The 21,482-nt window shown below is 51.4% G+C and carries 14 protein-coding genes; all 14 read right to left on the bottom strand.

Translation table 11 applies throughout. The annotated features are described in order from the left end of the window. Positions 1-90 precede the first annotated feature (90 nt). Positions 91-966 (bottom strand): glycosyltransferase, encoded by an 876-nt coding sequence (locus RBB82_RS02495; protein ID WP_433973543.1) that lies wholly within the window; start codon positions 964-966, stop codon positions 91-93. Positions 967-1,078: 112 nt separating this feature from the next. Next, the gene (locus RBB82_RS02490; protein ID WP_433973542.1) at positions 1,079-3,139 is read right to left on the bottom strand and encodes a hypothetical protein; all 2,061 of its coding nucleotides are present in this window, start codon (positions 3,137-3,139) and stop codon (positions 1,079-1,081) included. Between the two features lie 38 nt (positions 3,140-3,177). Further along, entirely contained in the window at positions 3,178-4,404 is a 1,227-nt protein-coding gene (locus RBB82_RS02485; RefSeq protein WP_433973541.1) for a glycosyltransferase family 4 protein, read from the bottom strand. A gap of 82 nt (positions 4,405-4,486) precedes the next feature. Further along, positions 4,487-5,746, bottom strand: a complete 1,260-nt coding sequence (locus RBB82_RS02480; RefSeq protein WP_433973540.1) for a DegT/DnrJ/EryC1/StrS family aminotransferase — start codon at positions 5,744-5,746, stop codon at positions 4,487-4,489. After that, entirely contained in the window at positions 5,724-6,239 is a 516-nt protein-coding gene (locus RBB82_RS02475; protein ID WP_433973539.1) for an acyltransferase, read from the bottom strand. The genes RBB82_RS02480 and RBB82_RS02475 overlap by 23 nt, the downstream gene beginning before the upstream one ends. Then, positions 6,236-7,234, bottom strand: a complete 999-nt coding sequence (locus RBB82_RS02470) for a Gfo/Idh/MocA family protein (protein ID WP_433973538.1) — start codon at positions 7,232-7,234, stop codon at positions 6,236-6,238. The genes RBB82_RS02475 and RBB82_RS02470 overlap by 4 nt, the downstream gene beginning before the upstream one ends. Positions 7,235-7,630: 396 nt before the next feature. Further along, positions 7,631-8,785 carry a sugar transferase gene (locus tag RBB82_RS02465; protein WP_433973537.1) on the bottom strand — a complete coding sequence of 385 codons (1,155 nt, stop codon included), beginning with the start codon at positions 8,783-8,785 and terminating at the stop codon, positions 7,631-7,633. Positions 8,786-8,894: 109 nt separating this feature from the next. After that, positions 8,895-9,899, bottom strand: coding sequence for a CpsD/CapB family tyrosine-protein kinase (locus RBB82_RS02460; protein ID WP_433973536.1), 1,005 nt, complete (start codon positions 9,897-9,899; stop codon positions 8,895-8,897). Beyond that, positions 9,896-10,876 carry an ExeA family protein gene (locus RBB82_RS02455; protein ID WP_433973535.1) on the bottom strand — a complete coding sequence of 327 codons (981 nt, stop codon included), beginning with the start codon at positions 10,874-10,876 and terminating at the stop codon, positions 9,896-9,898. The genes RBB82_RS02460 and RBB82_RS02455 overlap by 4 nt, the downstream gene beginning before the upstream one ends. A gap of 13 nt (positions 10,877-10,889) precedes the next feature. Further along, complete coding sequence (locus tag RBB82_RS02450; protein ID WP_433973534.1) at positions 10,890-12,467, bottom strand: GumC family protein; 1,578 nt, start codon at positions 12,465-12,467, stop codon at positions 10,890-10,892. Positions 12,468-12,469: 2 nt separating this feature from the next. Further along, positions 12,470-13,828, bottom strand: coding sequence for a hypothetical protein (locus RBB82_RS02445; protein WP_433973533.1), 1,359 nt, complete (start codon positions 13,826-13,828; stop codon positions 12,470-12,472). An 8-nt stretch (positions 13,829-13,836) separates the two neighbouring features. Further along, the gene (locus RBB82_RS02440) at positions 13,837-14,499 is read right to left on the bottom strand and encodes a polysaccharide biosynthesis/export family protein (protein WP_433973532.1); all 663 of its coding nucleotides are present in this window, start codon (positions 14,497-14,499) and stop codon (positions 13,837-13,839) included. A gap of 81 nt (positions 14,500-14,580) precedes the next feature. Next, entirely contained in the window at positions 14,581-15,225 is a 645-nt protein-coding gene (locus RBB82_RS02435) for a UpxY family transcription antiterminator (protein WP_433973531.1), read from the bottom strand. Between the two features lie 424 nt (positions 15,226-15,649). Then, complete coding sequence (locus RBB82_RS02430; RefSeq protein ID WP_433973530.1) at positions 15,650-21,106, bottom strand: beta strand repeat-containing protein; 5,457 nt, start codon at positions 21,104-21,106, stop codon at positions 15,650-15,652. Positions 21,107-21,482 lie beyond the last annotated feature (376 nt).

Genomic DNA, 21,482 nt, shown 5'->3' with positions numbered 1-21,482 from the left:
TGAAATTAGAGTTGCAAATCTCGTTAAAGTTGGCGCGGTAGCTATCATCGTGACTTGTCATCTAATTTATCAACTAGAAACATTAGCTACTCATTTCCACATTGTTTCGCTACCAAACATTCGCTTAACTTGCTCGCGACGAAGGTAATCGATGACCTGACGATCAGCGACTTGAGGCACTTTCATTAGATATCCATAAATAAATCCGTACATGAGTCCAATAGAACCAATCAAGTACGGCTTCTGGGCCAGTCGCTTAAAGCATTTGCCAAGCATGAATAGGGGGTGGTAACCGCAAATGTAGTTGGCGCGGCCGTATTTGACAAGTGTCGGCCACATACCGTCTGCTGAGCCTGTATCCCGTTGGTGAACGAGATGCAGATGAGGAAAGCTTCTTGTTTTCCAGCCACAACTGTTGGCTTTCACTTCATCCATTGTGTCCCAGCCCGGGATGGATAGAAGCCCACCAATCGACTCCCAGCAAGCTTTTCGATATATCTTGGTAGCACCGCGAACATGAAAGGAAGTAGTTGTTTCAAAACTTTTTTTCCCATCATCGATGTAACAGATTACTCCTCCACCGACGCCCAATTCGTCGTCACTCGCAAACTCTTTAAAACATTCCTCAAAATAGTTTCCATCAAAGGTTAGGTCACCATCAAATTTGACGACGAAATTCCAGTCACTACGATCCAGTTCATGGTAACCGTCGTTAAAGGCATCTACCACTCCGCCACCGGCCTTCCTAAATCCTCGATCTTGCCGATGGACAACTTTTATCCACGGATACCGTTTTGCATAGCCATCAGCGATCTCTCCGGTGCGGTCTTTCGAGCCATCATTTACTATCACCCATTGTTTTGGCGTAGCTGTTTGTTTGACCATGTGCTCGATCGTCGATTCGAGGTGCTTCTCCTCATCTCTCACAGGTGTAATAACGACATAGTTTGCTAAGTTAGTAGTCATAAGAGGGTGAGGCTGTCGCTCTGAAGGTTGTGCTTGGCTTTGTCTTGGGTAGTGGTTTTGTCCAAAACTAAAAAGATTGCGAAATTACTTATAGGCGGTGGAGGGCTCGACCTTACCTGACAAGCCGTTGATCTGGGGACTCTCCGAGAGTTGACTGAGCATGCGGCTTTCTTCTCACAACCACAATCCACGTCAAACCTCCCGCGATACAGGAGGCTATAATAATGCAACCACCTGCGATGATGAGTCTGGCAATTACTCCACGCCCGTAGTAAAGAGCGGTAAACGCGCGGCCAACACCAATTTGTGACAGTGTTATATCTCTAAAATCCGATAGTTCGCGAAGAGCATAAGCATAAATGGAGTTTCTCGCGATGCTGATTGAGGCAAAATTCGGATCGCTGTTGTAACGGACCGCAACGCCACGGGATTCTCCGGCCGGAACGGACACACGAATGTCTAAATATCCGTCGTCGAGTTGAAAAGGAGCAATCGCTCCGTCGATGTTGACCGACCTAACCGACGTTGGGCCCGATTCTTGCTTCCTAACGTAAAAAATTAAAGTTCGCGCTGAGGTATTGTGAAGAACAATATTGCTCGAGAACGCAAGTACATCGTAGTTTGAGTCTTCCCTGAGCCGCAACAAATACAAGTGCTTGACGATTTCGCCAACGCTCTTCCACTTTGTGCCAGGCTGAAGCTTGTTCACCTCATCCGCGAGTTCATCAAAGGCGTCGATTCCGCTCGCAAAAAAATCTTGATGAACGTAATAGAACTGAGGGTTGTCGAGGAACTCATCGATCGCAATACGGTAAGCCGGAGTTGGATTTATGACGGGATAGCGAAGAATACTTGGAAAATTCCCAAACGAAAGGGTGATGGGCCGCAAAGCAAATAAGATACCAGTTGGTTTATCCGAACCCATTGGAACATTTTGCGAGTTTATCGTCGCGAGATAGTCGTTAGCTTTCAGTGCCTCGAGTGTTTTTTCTGGCGCGATACTGTGGGGAAATATCATAACTCTGTCGTACGGAATGCCAGATACAGTTTGAAACTTATCCATTCTGGCGACAGACTGTCGAATAGCCGCTACTTGCACAACGTAAGGCTTACTTCTGTAATCGGTAAACTCCTTATGATCATGATTGTCTCCATGTATGCAAATCGAGAAACGATCAGGATGGTCCCTAAACAAGGACACGGGCGCCGATTGGTTTCGATCAAAGTTCCAAGGTATGAAGGCAATTGTTGTATGGAAATTGTGCTTTTCCATCTCTTCCAGAAGTCCCTTGTAGCTTAGCTTCCCATAGGGCTCGCGCAGCCAAGGATCGTCGATTGTGAGGTTGGCGTAGTGATGAAGAGCGTGCCAGCCTCTCTCGCCGGCACAATACTTTGTGAACATCATCACAGATGCGATCTTCTCGAACGCGTCTTCGGTGTTTTCAGGTGCCCAATGTGCTTGCGAGTCGGAAGAAGCGATCCTTTTGCAAAGCAGAAAGACTCTTTGCCCAGATAGGTCATTGCTAATGAACGTGGGTAAGACTAAGCCATTTTTTTTAACAGAGACTATTTGTTCAGCGCGGCTATGCGGGCCTAGTCGAAAATAAAATGACTGGTCACTTGCACTCGGTAATTCGAGGCCGGACAGTTGTCTGCCAATGCCGGATTCGGCTTCTACTACTAGATGGAGCTCTGATGAGCCGGTAAGTTTTTCGACGTCTATTGCAGCGATGCCTGACCATTCGCTAAGCATGGCTTGATCGGTGTCTGGCGTCACACCAACAATCAATACAGGCACTTGGTGTTCTCGTCTTCGAAGGGCTGAGAGCAACGTCTTCCGGTCCGTGTTGGCAAGCGCGTCGGCTTCGATTACTACCGCTAGAATTTCATTGTTTTTCACTGCTTCGGCTACGGCTGGAATATTGACAGCAGTTGCCGTTACAACTTCTAGATTGAGCCCATAGAATTGAGTGGCGACTCCCAGTTCTTGCTGTTCGACAGACGGTTTATCTGACGAGCGGATCAGATAAAAGTCGGCGGAGAAACAAGGTAAGCATGAGAAAAGGCCGCAGAAAAAAATGTAAAACATAGCCTGCATGAACCTATTTAAATATTCGCGATATTTGATAGGCAATTGGATTTCTCTGGTCGATTTACAAAAAAACCGCGGCATTATGTCTGCCAATGAACTACGTGAATTTATTATTGGCGTCATTGGCTTTCTGGCACTTCTAAGGCGTAGTCATATTGGAGTGCTGCTTCATATGCCTGGAGCAATGAAGTCGTTTCGTTTTGCCAGTTCAATTTGTCTTCTATTCGTTTTCTTCCGCAACTGCCGAGTTCGTCTCGGAGTTCCCTCGAATTCAGCAAGTTCGTAATTTGGTGCGCAAAGTCTTGCGTATCATTCGGGGTCGCATAGAGGGCGGCTTGACCGGCCGTACGGCGCCCTTCTTTTAAGTCGAATAAGACTACTGGAAGACCGAATGCCATGTATTCAAATATTTTGATCATAGTCGAGTTGTCATTCATGGAATTCTTAGGGTCTGGTGCCACGCCGAGATCTGCCTGCGAGAGGTAGGCGGCTACTTCATCGTGAGATACCTGTCCGGTGAAAGTAACAAAGTTCTCCAATCTTTTTTCGGCAACTAGGTTTTGCAGTTTGGGAAGTTCCGTGCCTCCACCGACTAGAAGAAAATGTGTGTCTCTTCGCTCGCCGATTTTGACAATGTGCTCGATCGAATCAAGTAAAAGATCTAAACCATCCTGATTCCCCATAAAACCTACATAGGCAACCAATAGTCGACTATCAAACTTGTTTCTTGCTTGGCGTGGGCTTGGGCGAAATGTTTTGAGGTCTGGACAGTTTCGTACAACGAACACATCATCTGGATGTTTTCCTCCTCTGGCGATAGCGATGTCCTTGAAAGACTCGTTCGTCGCTATACAGGTATTGGCCGCACGGAAAGCACACGCCTCAAATAGTAAGGCAAGCCGATAAAGTGGTCCGCTGCGTTTGCCAAATTTAGCTTCGAAGAGCTCTGGTACCAGATCGTGCTGGTCAAAAATAAATCGGACGCCTAGAGGTTTCAGCATTAATGCTATGAGAAAGATAGTGTCAGGAGGGTTACAGGCTTGTAAGACACGAAATTTGGTGCGTGTGAAAACTTTCAAGGTTAAGTACAGCTCAGCAATCAGAGCGGCACCGTACTCCAAGAAATACCCTAGGGCGCCCGAAGCTTCCCATGTGTAATGACGATAGATTTCTATTCCTTCAATCTTCTCGTGTCCTGCCGTAAAGCCTTTTCCTTTTGGACAAATAACGGAGACAATATACCCGGCGTCGCGCAAGGCACATGCTTCCTTCCAGACGCGTCTGTCGAGAGGGACGGGCAGGTTCTCAACGACGATACATACTGCGATGTCGAGGCTTTTCTTCACACTCTAGTCCATTTCTTATCTCTGCCCGAGCGAGTTAATGCCAAGGTGGTTCGTCTCAGGGAAATTGGAAAGGAAGCAACTCTTAAGCAACCCTTCCGACTGCTCTTACAAGGTTATCCTCGTATTCTGGTCGCTCTGGTTGAGCCTTGGAGGTGAAGTTGTAGATTTCTTTGACGACTCTTGCTTGTTGGTCAACCGTCAGCTGTGGAAACATCGGCAGCGAAACAATTTCGCTAGCGAGACTTTTTGCCACCGGAAAATCATCTGTGTAATAGTTCAGTGATGCGTAGGCTTTCTGCATGTGCAGGGGGACTGGATAGTGAATTCCTGTACCAATACCTGAATTTTTCAGATGTTCCATCATGCCATCACGATCTTTCGTACGAATGACATAGAGGTGATAAACAGCACGGGACCATGAAGGCTCATGGGGAAGGATTATTGCACAATTGTTAGCAAGCAAACGATTGTATTCCATTGCGCGATCTTGTCGGTCCGCATTCCATCTTGCTAAATGGTTCAACTTTGCGTGTAGAAGTCCAGCCTGGATGGCGTCTATGCGGCCATTGCATCCCTCGATCTCGTGATAGTACTTCTTAGCTTGACCGTGGTCGCGCAGCATCCTAATTTTCTCGGCGACGCCGATATCATTTGTGGTCACTGCGCCAGCTTCACCACACGCTCCGAGATTCTTGCCTGGATAGAAACTGAATGCTGCGGCTCTACCCATCGAACCAGCTTTCATCCATCGATTGTGATTCTTCGAGAAATATTCCGCACCGTGCGCTTGGCATGCATCCTCAATGACGGTTAAACCGTATTTTGTTGCGAGCTCCAGGATTGAATCCATGTCCGCCATCTGCCCGTAGAGATGCACGGGCACTATCGCCGTTACTGGGCGACCACTCCGAAGACTTAGAAGTTTTCCTGATCGGCTCCTGGTGCACCGCTCCTCCAGATACTGCTGCAGCATTTCTACTGACATGTTGTACGTGGATTCGTCAACGTCTATAAACTCGGGCAAAGCCCCAGCTTGTGATATAGCTTCAGCGGTGGCAATGAATGTATGGGGTACAGTGAGAACAACATCACCTGGCTGCACTCCACAAGTCATAATGGCGAAGCGTAAAGCTTCAGTACCATTGCTAGCTGCGATTGAATAAGTGGTTTCACAGAAACAGGCAAACGCTGTCTCAAAATTCTCAACCATGGGGCCACCTATGAACGCAGCGGAGCGCAAAGCGCGCAGAAATACATCGGTGAGTTCCTGTTCTAGCTCCGCGTGAGGAGTGACAAGATCGAGAAAGGGAATGCTGGTGTCAGTGTTGTAATGAATGGACATTTTGACCTTCTGCCTTCTGTTCGATGTAACGAAGAATTTTGGCCGGATTGCCAGCCACGATTGCGTTGGGTGGGACATCCTTAGTAACGACACTACCGGCGCCCACTATTGCGTTTTCTCCGATGCTCGTGTTGGAAAGAATCGTAACGCCAGAACCGATGGATGCACCCCTCATGATTACGGTGCGTTCAACTTTCCAATCGGCTTCTGTTTGAAGAGTTCCGCTTAAAGCGACTGCGCGAGGGTAGGTGTCATTCGTGAAGATCACACCATGACCGATGAAGACATTGTCTTCGATGACCACACCTTCACAGATGAACGTGTGGCTAGATATCTTGCAACGACTACCGACGCGAGCATTCTTCTGAATTTCCACGAAGGCTCCGATCTTCGTGCCATCTCCGATCTCGCACCCATACAGATTGATAAATTTAGACAGGCTTACATCGGTTCCGAGCTTGACGTCTTCCGAGATGCAGTTATAGGTGCTCATAGGTAGACCAGAGCTCCTCTTTTGTTGAGTGATTCACTGGCCGCCTCCAGCATCTTGACCACCCGAAGACCCGCACACCCATCGTTAGATGGATTCTGACCGCTCGATATGCAGTCGACAAAATAAGAAAGTTCCTGACGTAGAGCTTCGACCTGCTCGAGTTGCGGAGCCCACATATCACCGGAACGATAATTCACGAGAAGGTCATAAACACCTTCGCGGCTAGTGATATCTACTCCTCTGTCGTATACCTTTATTTTTTCGTCAGCTTCAAGGTCGTTCCATACCAGCATTCGTTTCTCTCCGCCGATCAGAGTAGTTCTAACTTTCACCGGCGAGAGCCAATTGACATTAATGTGAGCTATTACTTTCTCAGGAAAATATAGCGTCATATACGCGACATCTTCGAATCCGTTTAGGTGTTTCTGGCCCGTTGCGACGATTGCCTCCGGGCTTGTCTTGATAAGGTAGTCCATGATGGAAAGATCATGAGGTGCGAGATCCCAAAGCACATTGATGTCATGCTGGAATAGTCCAAGATTTACTCTCGTCGCGTCGTAATAGTAAAGCTTTCCTAGGGTCCCTTCATCGAGAAGCTGGCCGATTTTCCTTACTGCACCGGTGAACAGAAAAGTATGATCCACCATGATCTTGAGGTTCTTCTTCTGTGCAAGGTTGATCAGTTCTTCCGCTTGTGTGGCGTTACTTGTGAAGGGCTTTTCAACGAATACGTGCTTGCCGTTCTCTAATGCCGCTTTTGCTAATTCATAGTGTGTCCACACGGGAGTGACGATGGCGATAGCATCAATCTTGGGCGACGAAATTACGTGCAGCGTGTCAGGGGTTACATCAATCCCCGGATAAGCTTTCTGGGCGCGCTTCCTCGCGTTTGGGCTCATTTCCGCAATCGCGAGCACCTCAGAGCCTTCTAGGCTTGTCAGATTCCTGACAATATTGGGCCCCCAGTAGCCATAGCCAATGACACCAAAGTTCATGATTTTAGACGCTCTCCCAAGCGGCAGATGACGATAAGATGAGTCCCAGTGGCAAGATACCGAAGCTACACGGGTTGAAATTGAACAAAGCTTCGCCCTGTGAATCACAGTCCCCGTTTGTTGCGTAGGATCTCAATCGGGCAGATCTTCTATGCCTGCTGACGTACCAACGAGCACGCTGATGGCCATAATTGAAACTAGTCACGCAAAGATGTTATTCACTGATTCGTTGGGAAATATTAGGGCCGTTGGCACTCAAGACTTTTCCAAGGCATGTTGGATTGCAGGGCCTTGCATATACGAACAAGCAAATTACACATCTGTCTGATCGAACGTGTCGCTGTCTTTGGTTCGTTTCTGCAACAACTATTTCAAGAGCCAAGCGAGCCACGGGATTTAGCACGCGCCTGCGCCACCTATCACAGCACGGGGGGTTCGCATAAGGATCTTGAAATCAAGCCACGGAGACCATGACGTGGCATATCGAAGATCCAATCGGACCATTTCGTCGAACTTGACGCTGCTTCGGCCGCTAACCTGCCATAAGCCAGTAATTCCAGGTTTGACTTCAAGCACCCGACGGCGATGCCAGGTCTGATACGCTGCGAACTCATACGGAATAGCTGGACGAGGGCCTACTAAGGACATATCCCCCTTCAGAACATTCACCAACTGGGGAAGCTCATCCAGACTAGTTCGGCGTAGAAATTTCCCTACCTTCGTGACTCGCTTGTCATTCGTGAGTTTGTATACACCTTTCCCATTCCCATTTAAGGGTTTATGTTCTGCGCAACCTGAAATCAACTTGGTGACATAGTCTTTATGAACGCTATTGTCATTATCTATATGCATCGATCGGAATTTTAGAAATGTGAAGCATTGGCCATACTGCCCGACTCGCTGTTGTCTAAAAAGAATTGGGCCCTTTGAAGAAGCCTTAATCGCCAATGCAACAACCAGGAGCAGCGGACTGCAGAGCGCAAGCATCAAAGCACTACCAATGATGTCCATGCTTTGTTTAACGTAGAGGAGAGAATGTGTGGCCCTGTCTGGATTTGACAGATCTGGATACAAAGATGGATTGCTGGGACGTCCCGACTTGTCATGATCCCAGTTATCAGGGAAAAAGTGGAAGGAGATGCTGACTTCGCTAAGGTGGTCTGAAGTCAAGCCGGCTCTTAGTGTGGCACTCACCTTGCTAAGAATTACGCTAAGGATGGAGTTTTTATCGTTGCCGGTAAGCCCTGTGAACATGACGCCACCGGTAATTCTATCTTTATACCAGCCGATTACATCGGTTTCTCGAATAGAGGACAACAGAACAGACAAGATATTCTCGAGAACCTTACAAGTTTTTTCTGAACTCTGATGGCTACCAGCTTCTACCAACATGAGTAGGAAAGGCTCCTTGGAACGTTCTGTTCGTTTCCGCTCGACCGCGATCATCCGCTTAAAAGTCTCTTCACTTAAGACCTCACGTACTTCGGTGGAGGGCCACTCGAGTAAAGGGTCGACGGATTTTGAAATCTTATCCATGCGTAACAAAGACATAACAAACTCCTCCGATGCAGTTACCGCATTTCTTATAGTTATTCAGCAGAGTTCTCATGAAGTGCTGAACACGGTGATTCTTTCGGTTAGCTATTGAGTAGAAAGATGGCTACCAATGCGCAGAAGTGTTGTCGCTTTGTGTAATGGTTGCGGAGCTGTAGTAGTAGTCGCTGTCAGATGCATTCTGGGAGCCATTCACCAACGCACCGATCAACTTCTTGGGCTCTAACGCTTCCAGTCCTCTTTGTAATTTCCGCTTCTCTGTTGTTCCTTGGCGCGTAACGAGAAGAATTCCATCGGACAATCTCATCCAAACACTAGTGTCAGCTAGAGGAAGCACAGGAGGAGAATCGATGATTATCCAGTCAAACCACACGCTTAATTGATCCATCAGCGCAGATAATCTTCCTGATTGAAGTAGTTCCAAAGCATTACTAGGGGCGTTCCCTGCCGGCAAGATCCAGAGATTCGGATTATCAAGATGGTAAATACTAGCTGCCAGGTCCCGCTCGCCTTGCAAATATTCGCAAATGCCAGGATTTCTTCCAATCCCAAATCGCTGCGATAAAGATGGCCGACGCAGGTCTCCTTCAAGCAGCAAGATTCTCTGCTGTGCTCGCAAAGCAAGAGTGCAGGCCAGGTTACCGGCAACCATACTTTTGCCCTCCTGAGGAATTGTGCTTGTGATTAGCACCTTCTTCAGTGGCCTGTCTCGTCTAAGATGTCTTAGCCGAACTCCTAAAAGTCGAAATGCTTCTGCCGCCGGACTTCCACTGTCCGTCAGAGATACTAGTCTACTTTGAGGAGAAAGTGATACACGAAGAGGCGTGAACTGAAGAAATGGATCTAATCCTTCACCGGTTGACGCGAGCCTCGTTACTACAGGGGCCGGGTGTGTCGCCGCAACTTGTGTAGGCGCTGGCTGAGGAAGTGCCGTATAGAGAGTTTTATCCCTTACGACATTTGGAGGCCCAGGCAGAACAGAGTTTTCCCATTTCAACGCAGCTAGTTTTTCGGCACGCTGCAATAGTTCAGTCGCTTCGGTAAGCCCTGACAGAGCACTCCCGGAGCGCTCTGCTTCCGATCTTTCTAACGCATCAAATATATGGCTCATGGTTTGCTCGCTTCAATAGACACAGGTGTGCCCAAATCCGAATCGTTCGTCAAAGGTTGTCTTCCCTGAGATGCAAATAGATCTGTGAGCAGGCTTATGGCTTGACGAATGTCTGCGTCCTCGTGGCTAACCTTCTTCTCAGGCTTGAGAGAAGGGACTACATCAAGCCGGAATTCTTTGGCTACATCTCCGATTACATCTGGGGTAATGCTTGATAACTGTCTTGCATATGCGGTGATCAAAGCGTTGTCGCAAATGGTGTTTATCAAGCGAGGTAGACCGCGAGAATAGCGGAAAACTGCCGCGATTGTTTGATCAGAAAATAACGGGTTCGGGTTTGAGTCGACCCCAGCAATCTGTAACCGTTGCTGAATATAACGTTTTGCCTCCTCGGCGTCCAGCGAACCAAGATGAGTGCGAACAGCGATTCTCTGCTTTAGCTGACGAAGTGCGACGGAATCTAATTTTTCATCAAGTTCGGGCTGTCCGACTAATACGATTTGCAGCAATTTGTCGTCCTCCGTTTCGAGGTTTGACAAGAGACGCACTTCCTCGAGTATGTCTGCGGACAGGTGATGAGCTTCATCTACGATGAGCACGGTAGTCATCTTCCTTGAACCACGCGAAACTAAAAACTTACCCAGGTCGAAGAGTAGATCGCTCTTATTTTTTCCTGCTGTGTCCAGTCCGAAATCGGACAGAATGTACTGCAGAAATTCAGTAGGAGAAAGTCGTCCGTTAAATAGATATGCGTAAGCGACGTCTTTGCTCTCCTTTAATAGCCGAAGCAAACAACGAAGCAGCAAAGTTTTCCCAGTGCCGACTTCCCCTGTCAATACGACAAACCCCTTGTGACGGCGAATTCCATAATAGAGCGCAGCGAGTGCCTCATTATGCCGTTTGGTGGGCACAAAACAAGTAGGATCAGGCGTGAGGTCAAACGGGTTACGTGTGAGATGGAAATAAGCTTTATACATTTGGGAATTTGACCTAATCGTGTAAGTAGCTGAAGGCAGAGCCCGCCAAGATGGTGGCTAAAACCAGCCCCGCCATCGCCCATCCCAAAACCATCTTTTTTGTATTGTTTTGCTCATCCGATGGACTCACTACATCTGGTATCTCGGAGATTATTCCCATGGGAAGAAGAGTTTTTATCTCCTTTTCGCTATGCAAGCGATCATCCAAGAACTCCAATACGCCAACTACAGAGAGGCCCAAGACTAAGCCAAACCCCAAACCAATACCACAAAATTTAAGACGATTGGGAAAGTCTGGTTTTAGCGGCAAATCAGGCGGATCCAAAACGCTGAAGCGTTCGCCTTGCTGCATATGCTCCATACTTGTCGCCATCTCTGAATCGTTTTGTTTCTTCAACAGTTGGTCGTAATTCGCCTTGGATTGATCATATCCGCGGGTGAGATCCGCCAACTGTTGCTCGCGCACAGGGGCCGTGTTGAGTCGATCTTGATAGCCGTTGACCCTCCCTTTGAGCTCCACAATTGCTTTCTCGCGATTCACGATTTCTGCTTGATTAGCTTGCAGCTGCCCTTTCAGTTGTAGTTGCGTGGCGTTTTGCGGAGAATCTGCGGGGTCATACTGCGCCGTATCGCTTCCCTTTGCCTTGAGAGCATCTCTCCTCTTCTCAGTCTTCGCTATTTCATCCTTAAGGCTCTCGACCTCTGGATAGCGATCGGTGTATCGAGAGCTAAGTTCAGCCAGCTTTGACCGCAATCTGTCTAGCTCTTGGTCTATTTGCGACAAGCTCGTCGGAGCACCATCAGGAGTCCGGGACGTTGCATGGAGAGAGCGATATTGATCGGTCAGCGTCTGAAGATAGATTCGCTGTTGTTTCGCGGTGTTGAGAGTGTCCTCTTCGTTCTGTAGCTGCGCTTGTAGTCCGCTCAGGATTTGGAGGTTGCTAGCTTCTTGAGAAGGTAGTTCACCCTCATGTTGTCCTTTGAACTCTCGGACCTTAGCCTCTTGCTCTGCTAGACTCGCCCGTGCAGTCTCGAGCTGGCTACCAATGAACTTAGTCGTATCTTCGGATTGTTGCTGGCGGACTTTTAGATTTTCACTGATAAACAGATTACTAAGCTCACCCGTCACTTGTTGAGCAATGTTGGGATTGCGCGCGGAATAGTTAATTTTGAATGCAGTGATCTGCTCGCCGTGAGAGTCGCGTACAAGGACAATGTCGATGTCTTTGCGCATGCGCTCGACTTTTTGATCAGGCGTGAGCAGGCGACGGTTTTCGGCATAAAGATGCAATTTGTCAATAATCAAAAGTAGGCGCGTACGGCTAAGAATCTGTTGCGTGATGCTTTGTAGGCGTGTTTGCAGGTCGTCGCTGACATTTGGCTCGACATAGTTTTTTGGCATTGTCGGCTGTTCGACTAGGATCAGCGTGCTTGACTTATAGCGCACTGGCAAAACCCACGTGGATCCCAGTACTATTAGCCATCCAAGAAATAGCGGGATCAAGAAGTGCATATGACGGCGGCGCACTATCTGCAAATACCGCTTGATATCTATGCCTTCTGAGCTCTGTTCGTCAGATATTTCTGTCATGGTTATCTTCCTACTGGTCGTGTGAACTGATAAGAGATGGAGATGAACTCACGATTGGTATTAGGAACGGTAGATATTGCGCTTATACCGCCGTAACTCTGATGGAGGCGGGTGTATCCAATCTCCGCCTTTAGGTGTTCGCTCAGTGAACATTGCGCCGTGACAGACCCAGAAACGGAGTGACCTCCTGGATTCGATGCAGGAAAGAGGGGCGTAACGTTTTTGTTGCTCGAGTAGCTTGCAGTGCCGCCGAAGTTCCACGTACGTGTTGCCTGCCAGCGCAAGGATGCATTTGCATTATTTGAATTGAATGCGCCAGGCAGTCCTACGGCCGCCGTAACGGTTCGTGAATAGCTGGCGACGAGATTGGTGTGGTTTGTCTGCCATCCTATGCTAGCCATTGCAGCAGGGAACCAAGCATGCACAGACGGGGAAGGAGATTGAGTAGCGCCGTAGTATTGCGGTCCGCCAGAAAAAGATAGGGAAAACGTTGGATTTAGATAGATGGTGTAGAAAGGTAAAAGGGTATGTGTCTGGACTTCAGCCTGTTCGCTTGCGGGACTAGCCTGCGAATCTACTGGATTGCCCTGACTTCTCAGATACTGGTATGTCGCACCAATGTACTGTGTAGCGGACAAGCGCTGATTGTAAAAAACCGAGCCCCCGCCCGAGTTCGAATTGTAGAGGCCAGCGGCCTGAGTTGGATTCGGATAGTTGCTCTCGGTAATTACTCCGCTCGCCCCAACCATATTGTTGTAGCCAAACTGATAAGTTATGCCGCCGTCCGCTGTATTACTGAGTTGGTTCGCATAAGGAGCAATAACTCCTGGTGGCAACGACTGCGACGATCCGGAGATCGTAGCTCCGGAAAAGGGATAAGACTGATTGAACACGTTCGAGCTTTTTTGAAATGAGTCATTAAAGCTGATGGTCGTGTGTTGCGCGAGGCGGTATTGGTAATTCACAGACAAATTTAAGTCCGCGGCGTTGAGTGAACTGGTATGTTGATAAATCGTAAAACCTGGACTAAGTAGCAACCCGAAATGTTGTCTGGTCGTGGTTTGGTCGAATGTGATCGTCGGCAGAAGAGAATAAATAACATCGCCCGTAGGAGTTGTACTTCCCCCTGAAAGTACGTTGTCATTGTAGGCGGTATTGAAGACTAATCCTGCGGCTACGTAGTTTGAACGTAGCTGGGACCCGACCACGGTCGGATATGCTTTATTGCTCACCGGCGGTGGCGTCAGCATCGGAGCCTCATCAAGTGGTTTTGTGGGCAACTCGAACGGGGTTGATTCGAGCTGGGCAAAGGCCGGTGAGGCTACAAATAGCGCAAGGCCTAGACATACATATAGGAGCATAAGGGCTCTCAAGGCACGACGACTGTATCGTGCGGTTCAAGCTTGATGTTCTGATTTAAGTCCTTGCCTTTAATAAAGTCTTTGTAATTGAAGGTAATGCGAAACTCGGCGCCGCCTGCTCTCTGGCGAAGAATGTAGATATTTTTTTGCTTTGCAAAATCTCGCAGCCCGCCGGCAGCTGCGATTGCATCCATGACGGTTGGCGCAACCAACAATGAGTATGATCCAGGCCTCGCTACTTGACCCAGGATGTTGAATTTCTTGCTATTAATCTGCGTCACCATTACCGTGACTTCCGGTTTGGCAATGTAGCTTTGAAGCTTGGCCGAAATATCCTGTTCGAGCTGCAAGGGTGTTCGTCCGGTCGCTTGAACCTCTCCAATGAGCGGCAGTGAAATCTTTCCATCCGATCGGACTTGAAGCGTTCGAGAGAGGTCGGTTTCTTTCCAGACGCTAATAGCCAGGCCGTCATCATCACCGATAACAAAGCTACTGTCATCCAATGTCTTGGCAGGTTGCGCGGAAGACTGCGCTTGAGACGATGCTAAGGCTGTCGCCGGAATCCCCTGCTTTGTCTGACCGGGAGGGAGTAGTGCTTGGCCCGACAGAGTACCGGAGAGGAAAAATAAGGGGAGTCCCAATCTCGTTAGATCGTCGACCCAACTTTTCAAAGCGACTCCTAGTGAATTCACTTATGTTTCTGTTTTGTTTTAACTAGCACTAGCATTTGAGTTTACGGTTGAGGGTCTAAGCTAACTCAGCTGATGTTGAATGGTGTCTATTTGCCTGCCAGCATGTGGTAGGGTTTCGCCAAATCTTCCGGCTTCCAAAAGCTGCTTACCTGAGAGCAAGTCTGCGAAGGCTTGCACCGGCAGAGGCTCCACATCGGTGGCGTCAATCTCTACCGCAACGGATTGGGCCATCATGCTGACGGAAAGGATTAGACGATATAGGTTCTTTTTGCGAACTAGAACACCCTCGACGCCTTCAAGGGAACCACGCGTGACGCGAACGCGTTCACCGCACTTAAGGAACGGATGCGGTTCAACGCGAAAAGGTCCTTCGACCGCTTTTCGAATCGCATCTACTTCAATCTCTGGAATGATTGCCACGTTTTCGCCGTGAAACAGGATCATGTGAACTCCGGGAGTGGTCACGACCTGCAAGCGGCGATGGATGCCTCCTCGGACGAATACATAGCATGGGAACAGGGGTAGCGTAAGCATTTTGCTTCTGTCCTTCCAGCGCCGCATCGACTCATAGAGGGGCAAAAAAACCTCAAAGCCTTTTGCCGACAACATCTCAGCCACTGTCTTTTCATGCTGGTGGCGGGTATAGAGCACCCACCAGGCCGTAGTGTCTTGAGTTTCTACACCGAAAGTTTGCGAGGTTAGCATGATAGTTGCTCTCCTTTTGCCGCACTGTATTCACGACATTCAGCGAGACAAAGCTTCGCCCTGTGAGTTACATCTGCGTTTTGCTAGCAGGACAGGCTTCGAACAGTTGGATCTGCCAGGTAACTAGCACGACAAGGGCCATAGCGAGGCCGTGTGGCCAGACGTGGGTGTGTTGATTTAGTTGTTGATTTTGGGGTGATTACCGACTTCGTGATAACGAGGTACTTCGCAATAATCAGCTGGAATGCAGGGTATTGCATACACTGCCAAAAAAATTACACATTAAGCGACCAGAGTTTACTACTGTTTGTCGAAGTCCGCTCAGCCTGACCGTCCCGATTGTCTCGATGTATGTTTGAAATGTGAAAACATAGGAGAGTGCGTGACTGGGATGCATTATGAACCCATTCACCCCTCCCTGTGGCTATGGAATTGCTACTGTTATTTCGTTGGAGGCGGTACTCTCGACACCGGTGGAATCTACGCTTTTCGCAAGGTAATTGTAGGTTGTACCACTCGAGACTGCGTTATCTACGTAGGTAGTCGTGGCATCTGGCGACGAATTTACAAGTTGGAATGCCCCAGTGCCTACAGACCGATAGATGTTATAGCCGACTACCGGGTCGGTCGAAGTTGTCGGTGCGTCCCAGCTAAGATTGACAGAGTAAGACACGGCAGTGCCAGTCCCATTCAGCGCAATGTTCGTCGGGCTTCCACTGGTTGAGTTGCTGCTGATGGTGATCTGTCCGGTATCTGAGCCGGCGGCAGTTGGCTTGAACTGAACCTGTATGGTGGCGGTCTGGCTGGGATTTAGGGTGACTGGGAAGCTTCCCCCCACGATGGTAAAGCCGGTTCCGCTAATTGAGGCCGAGTTGACTGTCACCGGGGAAGTGCCTGTCGAGGAGAGGGTTACGGACTGAGTCGTCGAGGAATTTACATCGACACTGCCAAAACTGAGAGTCGTGGTGCTGACCGTTAGCTGCGGATTCGAGGCTGTGCCGATACCGCTGAGAGCCACGACTGCCGGACTACCGGTGGTGGAGTTGCTGGTGATAGTGATCTGCCCGGTATCAGCCCCAGCTGTTGCTGGAAGGAATTGTATTTGTAGCGTTACGGCTTGGCTGGGGTTCAGGCTTATCGGGAAGCTTCCAGAGACGATGGTAAAGCCGCTTCCGGTGATGGAGGCCGAATTGACTGTGACCGGGGAAGTACCGGTCGAGGTCAAGGTTATCGATTGGGTGGTTGGAGAGTTTACTGTGACGCTGCCGAAGCTGAGGTTGGCAGTGCTGACCGAGAGCTGCGGGTTGAGTGCTGCGGTGCCGGTGCCGCTGAGAGCGACGACTGCGGTGCTTGCGGTAGCGGAGTCACTGGTGATGGTGACCTGGCCCGAGTCAGATCCGGTTGCGGTGGGCTTGAACTGAACCTGTATGGTGGCGGTCTGGGTGGGGTTCAGGGTTACCGGGAAGCTTCCAGAGACGATGGTAAAGCCGGTACCGGTGATGGAGGCCGAGTTGACTGTGACCGGGGAAGTACCAGTGGAGGTGAGGGTTATCGATTGGGTGGTTGGAGAGTTGACGGTGACACTGCCGAAGCTGAGGCTGGCGGTGCTGACCGAGAGCTGCGGGTTGAGTGCTGCGGTGCCGGTACCGCTGAGGGCGACCACTGCGGTGCTTGCGGTAGCAGAGTCACTGGTGATGGTGACCTGGCCCGTATCTGATCCGGTTGCGGTGGGCTTGAACTGAACCTGTATGGTGGTGGTCTGGCTGGGGTTCAGGGTAACCGGGAAGCTTCCAGAGACGATGGTAAAGCCGGTTCCGGTGATGGAGGCGGAGTTGACGGTGACCGGGGAGGTTCCGGTCGAGGTCAAGGTGATCGACTGGGTGGTTGGAGAGTTGACTGTGACGCTGCCGAAGCTGAGGCTGGCCGTGCTGACCGAGAGCTGTGGGTTGAGTGCTGCGGTGCCGGTACCGCTGAGAGCGACGACTGCGGTGCTTGCGGCAGCAGAGTCGCTGGTGATGGTGACCTGGCCCGTGTCAGATCCGGTTGCGGTGGGCTTGAACTGAACTTGCAGCGTGGCGGTCTGGCTGGGGTTCAGGATTACCGGGAAGCTTCCAGAGACGATGGTAAAGCCGGTACCGGTGATGGAGGCCGAGTTGACGGTGACCGGGGAAGTTCCGGTGGAGGTGAGGGTGATCGATTGGGTGGTTGGCGAGTTGACGGTGACGCTGCCGAAGCTGAGGTTGGCAGTGCTGACCGAGAGCTGTGGGTTGAGTGCTGCGGTGCCGGTACCGCTGAGAGCGACGACTGCCGTGCTTGCGGTAGCGGAGTCGCTGGTGATGGTGACCTGGCCCGTGTCTGATCCGCTTGCGGTTGGCTTGAACTGAACCTGTATGGTGGCGGTCTGGCTGGGGCTTAGGGTTATCGGGAAGCTTCCTGCGACGATGGTAAAGCCGGTTCCGGTGATGGAGGCGGAGTTGACCGTGACCGGGGAAGTACCAATCGAGGTGAGAGTGATCGACTGGGTGGTTGGCGAGTTGACGGTGACGCTGCCGAAGCTGAGGTTGGCAGTGCTGACCGAGAGCTGTGGGTTGAGTGCTGCGGTGCCGGTACCGCTGAGAGCGACGACTGCCGTGCTTGCGGTAGCGGAGTCGCTGGTGATGGTGACCTGGCCCATGTCTGATCCGCTTGCGGTTGGCTTGAACTGAACCTGTATGGTGGCGGTCTGGCTGGGGCTTAGGGTTATCGGGAAGCTTCCTGCGACGATGGTAAAGCCGGTTCCGGTGATGGAGGCGGAGTTGACCGTGACCGGGGAAGTACCAATCGAGGTGAGAGTGATCGACTGGGTAGTTGGCGAGTTGACGGTGACGCTGCCGAAGCTGAGGTTGGCAGTGCTGACCGAGAGCTGTGGGTTGAGTGCTGCGGTGCCGGTACCGCTGAGAGCGACGACTGCCGTGCTTGCGGTAGCGGAGTCGCTGGTGATGGTGACCTGGCCCATGTCTGATCCGCTTGCGGTTGGCTTGAACTGAACCTGTATGGTGGCGGACTGGCTGGGGTTCAGGGTGGTGGGGAAGCCGCTGCTGGCAGAGACGATGGTAAAGCCGGTTCCGGTGATGGAGGCGGAGTTGACCGTGACCGGGGAAGTACCAGTCGAGGTGAGAGTGATCGACTGGGTGGTTGGCGAGTTGACGGTGACGCTGCCGAAGCTGAGGTTGGCAGTGCTGACCGAGAGCTGTGGGTTGAGTGCTGCGGTGCCGGTACCGCTGAGAGCGACGACTGCCGTGCTTGCGGTAGCGGAGTCGCTGGTGATGGTGACCTGGCCCATGTCTGATCCGCTTGCGGTTGGCTTGAACTGAACCTGTATGGTGGCGGACTGGCTGGGGTTCAGGGTGGTGGGGAAGCCGCTGCTGGCAGAGACGATGGTAAAGCCGGTTCCGGTGATGGAGGCGGAGTTGACCGTGACCGGGGAAGTACCAATCGAGGTGAGAGTGATCGACTGGGTGGTTGGCGAGTTGACGGTGACGCTGCCGAAGCTGAGGTTGGCAGTGCTGACCGAGAGCTGTGGGTTGAGTGCTGCGGTGCCGGTACCGCTGAGAGCGACGACTGCCGTGCTTGCGGTAGCGGAGTCGCTGGTGATGGTGACCTGGCCCATGTCTGATCCGCTTGCGGTTGGCTTGAACTGAACCTGTATGGTGGCGGACTGGCTGGGGTTCAGGGTGGTGGGGAAGCCGCTGCTGGCAGAGACGATGGTAAAGCCGGTTCCGGTGATGGAGGCGGAGTTGACCGTGACCGGGGAAGTACCAGTCGAGGTGAGAGTGATCGACTGGGTGGTTGGCGAGTTGACGGTGACGCTGCCGAAGCTGAGGTTGGCAGTGCTGACCGAGAGCTGTGGGTTGAGTGCTGCGGTGCCGGTACCGCTGAGAGCGACGACTGCCGTGCTTGCGGTAGCGGAGTCGCTGGTGATGGTGACCTGGCCCGTGTCTGATCCGCTTGCGGTTGGCTTGAACTGAACCTGTATGGTGGCGGACTGGCTGGGGTTCAGGGTGGTGGGGAAGCCGCTGCTGGCAGAGACGATGGTAAAGCCGGTTCCGGTGATGGAGGCCGAGTTGACGGTGACCGGGGAAGTTCCGGTGGAGGTGAGGGTGATCGATTGGGTGGTTGGCGAGTTTACTGTGACGCTGCCGAAGCTGAGGTTGGCAGTACTGACCGAGAGCTGCGGGTTGAGTGCGGCGGTGCCGGTGCCGCTGAGAGCGACGACAGCAGTGCTTGCGGTAGCGGAGTCACTGGTGATGGTGACCTGGCCCGAGTCAGATCCGGTTGCGGTGGGCTTGAACTGAACCTGTATGGTGGCGGTCTGGCTGGGGTTCAGGGTAACCGGGAAGCTTCCAGAGACGATGGTAAAGCCGGTTCCGGTGATGGAGGCCGAGTTGACGGTGACCGGGGAAGTTCCGGTGGAGGTGAGGGTGATCGATTGGGTGGTTGGCGAGTTTACTGTGACGCTGCCGAAGCTGAGGTTGGCAGTACTGACCGAGAGCTGCGGGTTGAGTGCGGCGGTGCCGGTGCCGCTGAGAGCGACGACAGCAGTGCTTGCGGTAGCGGAGTCACTGGTGATGGTGACCTGGCCCGAGTCAGATCCGGTTGCGGTTGGCTTGAACTGAACCTGTATGGTGGCGGTCTGGCTGGGGTTCAGGATGGTGGGGAAGCTTCCCCCCACGATGGTGAATCCAGTTCCGGTGATGGAAGCAGAGTTGACCGTGACCGGGGAAGTACCAGTGGAGATAAGAGTGATCGCCTGGGTGGTTGGCGAGTTGACGGTGACGCTGCCGAAGCTGAGATTGGCAGTGCTGACCGAGAGCTGCGGGTTGAGTGCGGCGGTGCCGGCACCGCTGAGAGCGACGACTGCCGGCCTTGCGGTAGCGGAGTCGCTGGTGATGGTGATCTGGCCCGTGTCTGATCCGGTTGCGGTGGGCTTGAACTGAACCTGCATGGTGGCGGTCTGGCTGGGGTTCAGGGTTACCGGGAAGCTTCCAGAGACGATGGTAAAGCCGGTTCCGGTGATGGAGGCCGAGTTGACGGTGACCGGGGAAGTACCAGTGGAGGTGAGGGTGATCGACTGGGTGGTTGAAGAGTTGACGGTGACGCTGCCGAAGCTGAGGTTGACAGTGCTGACCGAGAGCTGTGGGGTGAGATCCGAAGGACCGATTGCAGTACCTGTACCACTGAGGGCCACTACGGAGTTGGCATTAGTGGCCGAATTACTGCCGATCGTGAGTTGCCCAAGAGCTGGGCCAGCGATTGTTGGTTGAAATTGAACCTGTACAGTAGCAGTCTGATTGGGGTTCAGGTTTATCGGGAAGTTGCCGCCGACGATGGTAAAGCCGGTTCCGGTCGTGGAGGCCGAGTTGACTGTTACCGGGGAAGTACCGGTAGACGTCAACGTTATCGACTGCGTTGTCGAAGAACTCACCGGAACACTGCCAAAACTGAGGTTGGTAGCACTCACCGTCAACTGCGAACTCGCTGGCGCCATCCCCATTCCCGCGAGAGGTACGACTGCGGTGCCGTCTGTGGTTGAGTTACTGCTGACAGTCAGCTGCCCGGTCGCTGGTCCAGCGACGGTTGGTTTGAACTGAACCTGAAGTGTATGACTGCCACCGGCAGGGATGCTGATTGGGAGCGTGTCGGTGCTATTGGCTGAAAAAGTGGCACCATCAAAGCTCAGGTTCGAGATGACAACGGACGAACTACTCTCATTAACGACGGCTACGCCGGTACTGGCCGCTTGTCCAACAGCTACAGCTCCAAAGTTAACGGTATTGGGTGTGATTTGGAGACTGCCAAGGGACGCTCCATGAAACCCCGAGCCGCAACCAGAGAGCGCCATTAGTAGGCCGCAAATTAATACAAGACCCAAAATGGTCTGCGCGCTATTGCGTTCACGAGGTTTTTTGCGCGGCCATACGCAGAGCTTACTCAGTCTCCAAGAGGGGGTAATAAGGGCGCGAGAAGGCGATACAACAACGTGGCCTGGGGAGGGAGTAGCAGTGTATTTCAACGACACCTCTTGAAGCTTGCAAATGCATGGTTAAGAGGCAGAGCAAAAAAGGAAAAGTGGAAAATGCTACATTTTCGCGTACAAATTCACATCGCCAACTACAGTGGCGTTCGATGCAAGGGAAATGGTTCGTCGTACTAGGCAACTTCATAGAGCTGCTCAAGTCGCACTTTCATCCCCAACGTTCGTATAAATCGAACGCTTA

Origin of the sequence: Tunturiibacter lichenicola (assembly GCF_051013355.1) — a bacterium.
Taxonomy (GTDB): domain Bacteria; phylum Acidobacteriota; class Terriglobia; order Terriglobales; family Acidobacteriaceae; genus Edaphobacter; species Edaphobacter lichenicola_F.
Note: the sequence above shows the minus strand (reverse complement) of the source record. Positions and strands in the feature narration are given on the sequence as shown.

Coding starts and splice junctions, on each gene's coding strand:
- RBB82_RS02445 (WP_433973533.1), bottom strand. CDS start 13,828: ATGCTCCTATATGTATGTCTAGGCCTTGCGCTATTTGTAGCCTCACCG.
- RBB82_RS02480 (WP_433973540.1), bottom strand. CDS start 5,746: ATGTCCATTCATTACAACACTGACACCAGCATTCCCTTTCTCGATCTT.
- RBB82_RS02450 (WP_433973534.1), bottom strand. CDS start 12,467: ATGACAGAAATATCTGACGAACAGAGCTCAGAAGGCATAGATATCAAG.
- RBB82_RS02495 (WP_433973543.1), bottom strand. CDS start 966: ATGACTACTAACTTAGCAAACTATGTCGTTATTACACCTGTGAGAGAT.
- RBB82_RS02470 (WP_433973538.1), bottom strand. CDS start 7,234: ATGAACTTTGGTGTCATTGGCTATGGCTACTGGGGGCCCAATATTGTC.
- RBB82_RS02430 (WP_433973530.1), bottom strand. CDS start 21,106: ATGGCGCTCTCTGGTTGCGGCTCGGGGTTTCATGGAGCGTCCCTTGGC.
- RBB82_RS02475 (WP_433973539.1), bottom strand. CDS start 6,239: ATGAGCACCTATAACTGCATCTCGGAAGACGTCAAGCTCGGAACCGAT.
- RBB82_RS02490 (WP_433973542.1), bottom strand. CDS start 3,139: ATGCCGCGGTTTTTTTGTAAATCGACCAGAGAAATCCAATTGCCTATC.
- RBB82_RS02435 (WP_433973531.1), bottom strand. CDS start 15,225: ATGCTAACCTCGCAAACTTTCGGTGTAGAAACTCAAGACACTACGGCC.
- RBB82_RS02460 (WP_433973536.1), bottom strand. CDS start 9,899: ATGAGCCATATATTTGATGCGTTAGAAAGATCGGAAGCAGAGCGCTCC.
- RBB82_RS02465 (WP_433973537.1), bottom strand. CDS start 8,785: ATGTCTTTGTTACGCATGGATAAGATTTCAAAATCCGTCGACCCTTTA.
- RBB82_RS02455 (WP_433973535.1), bottom strand. CDS start 10,876: ATGTATAAAGCTTATTTCCATCTCACACGTAACCCGTTTGACCTCACG.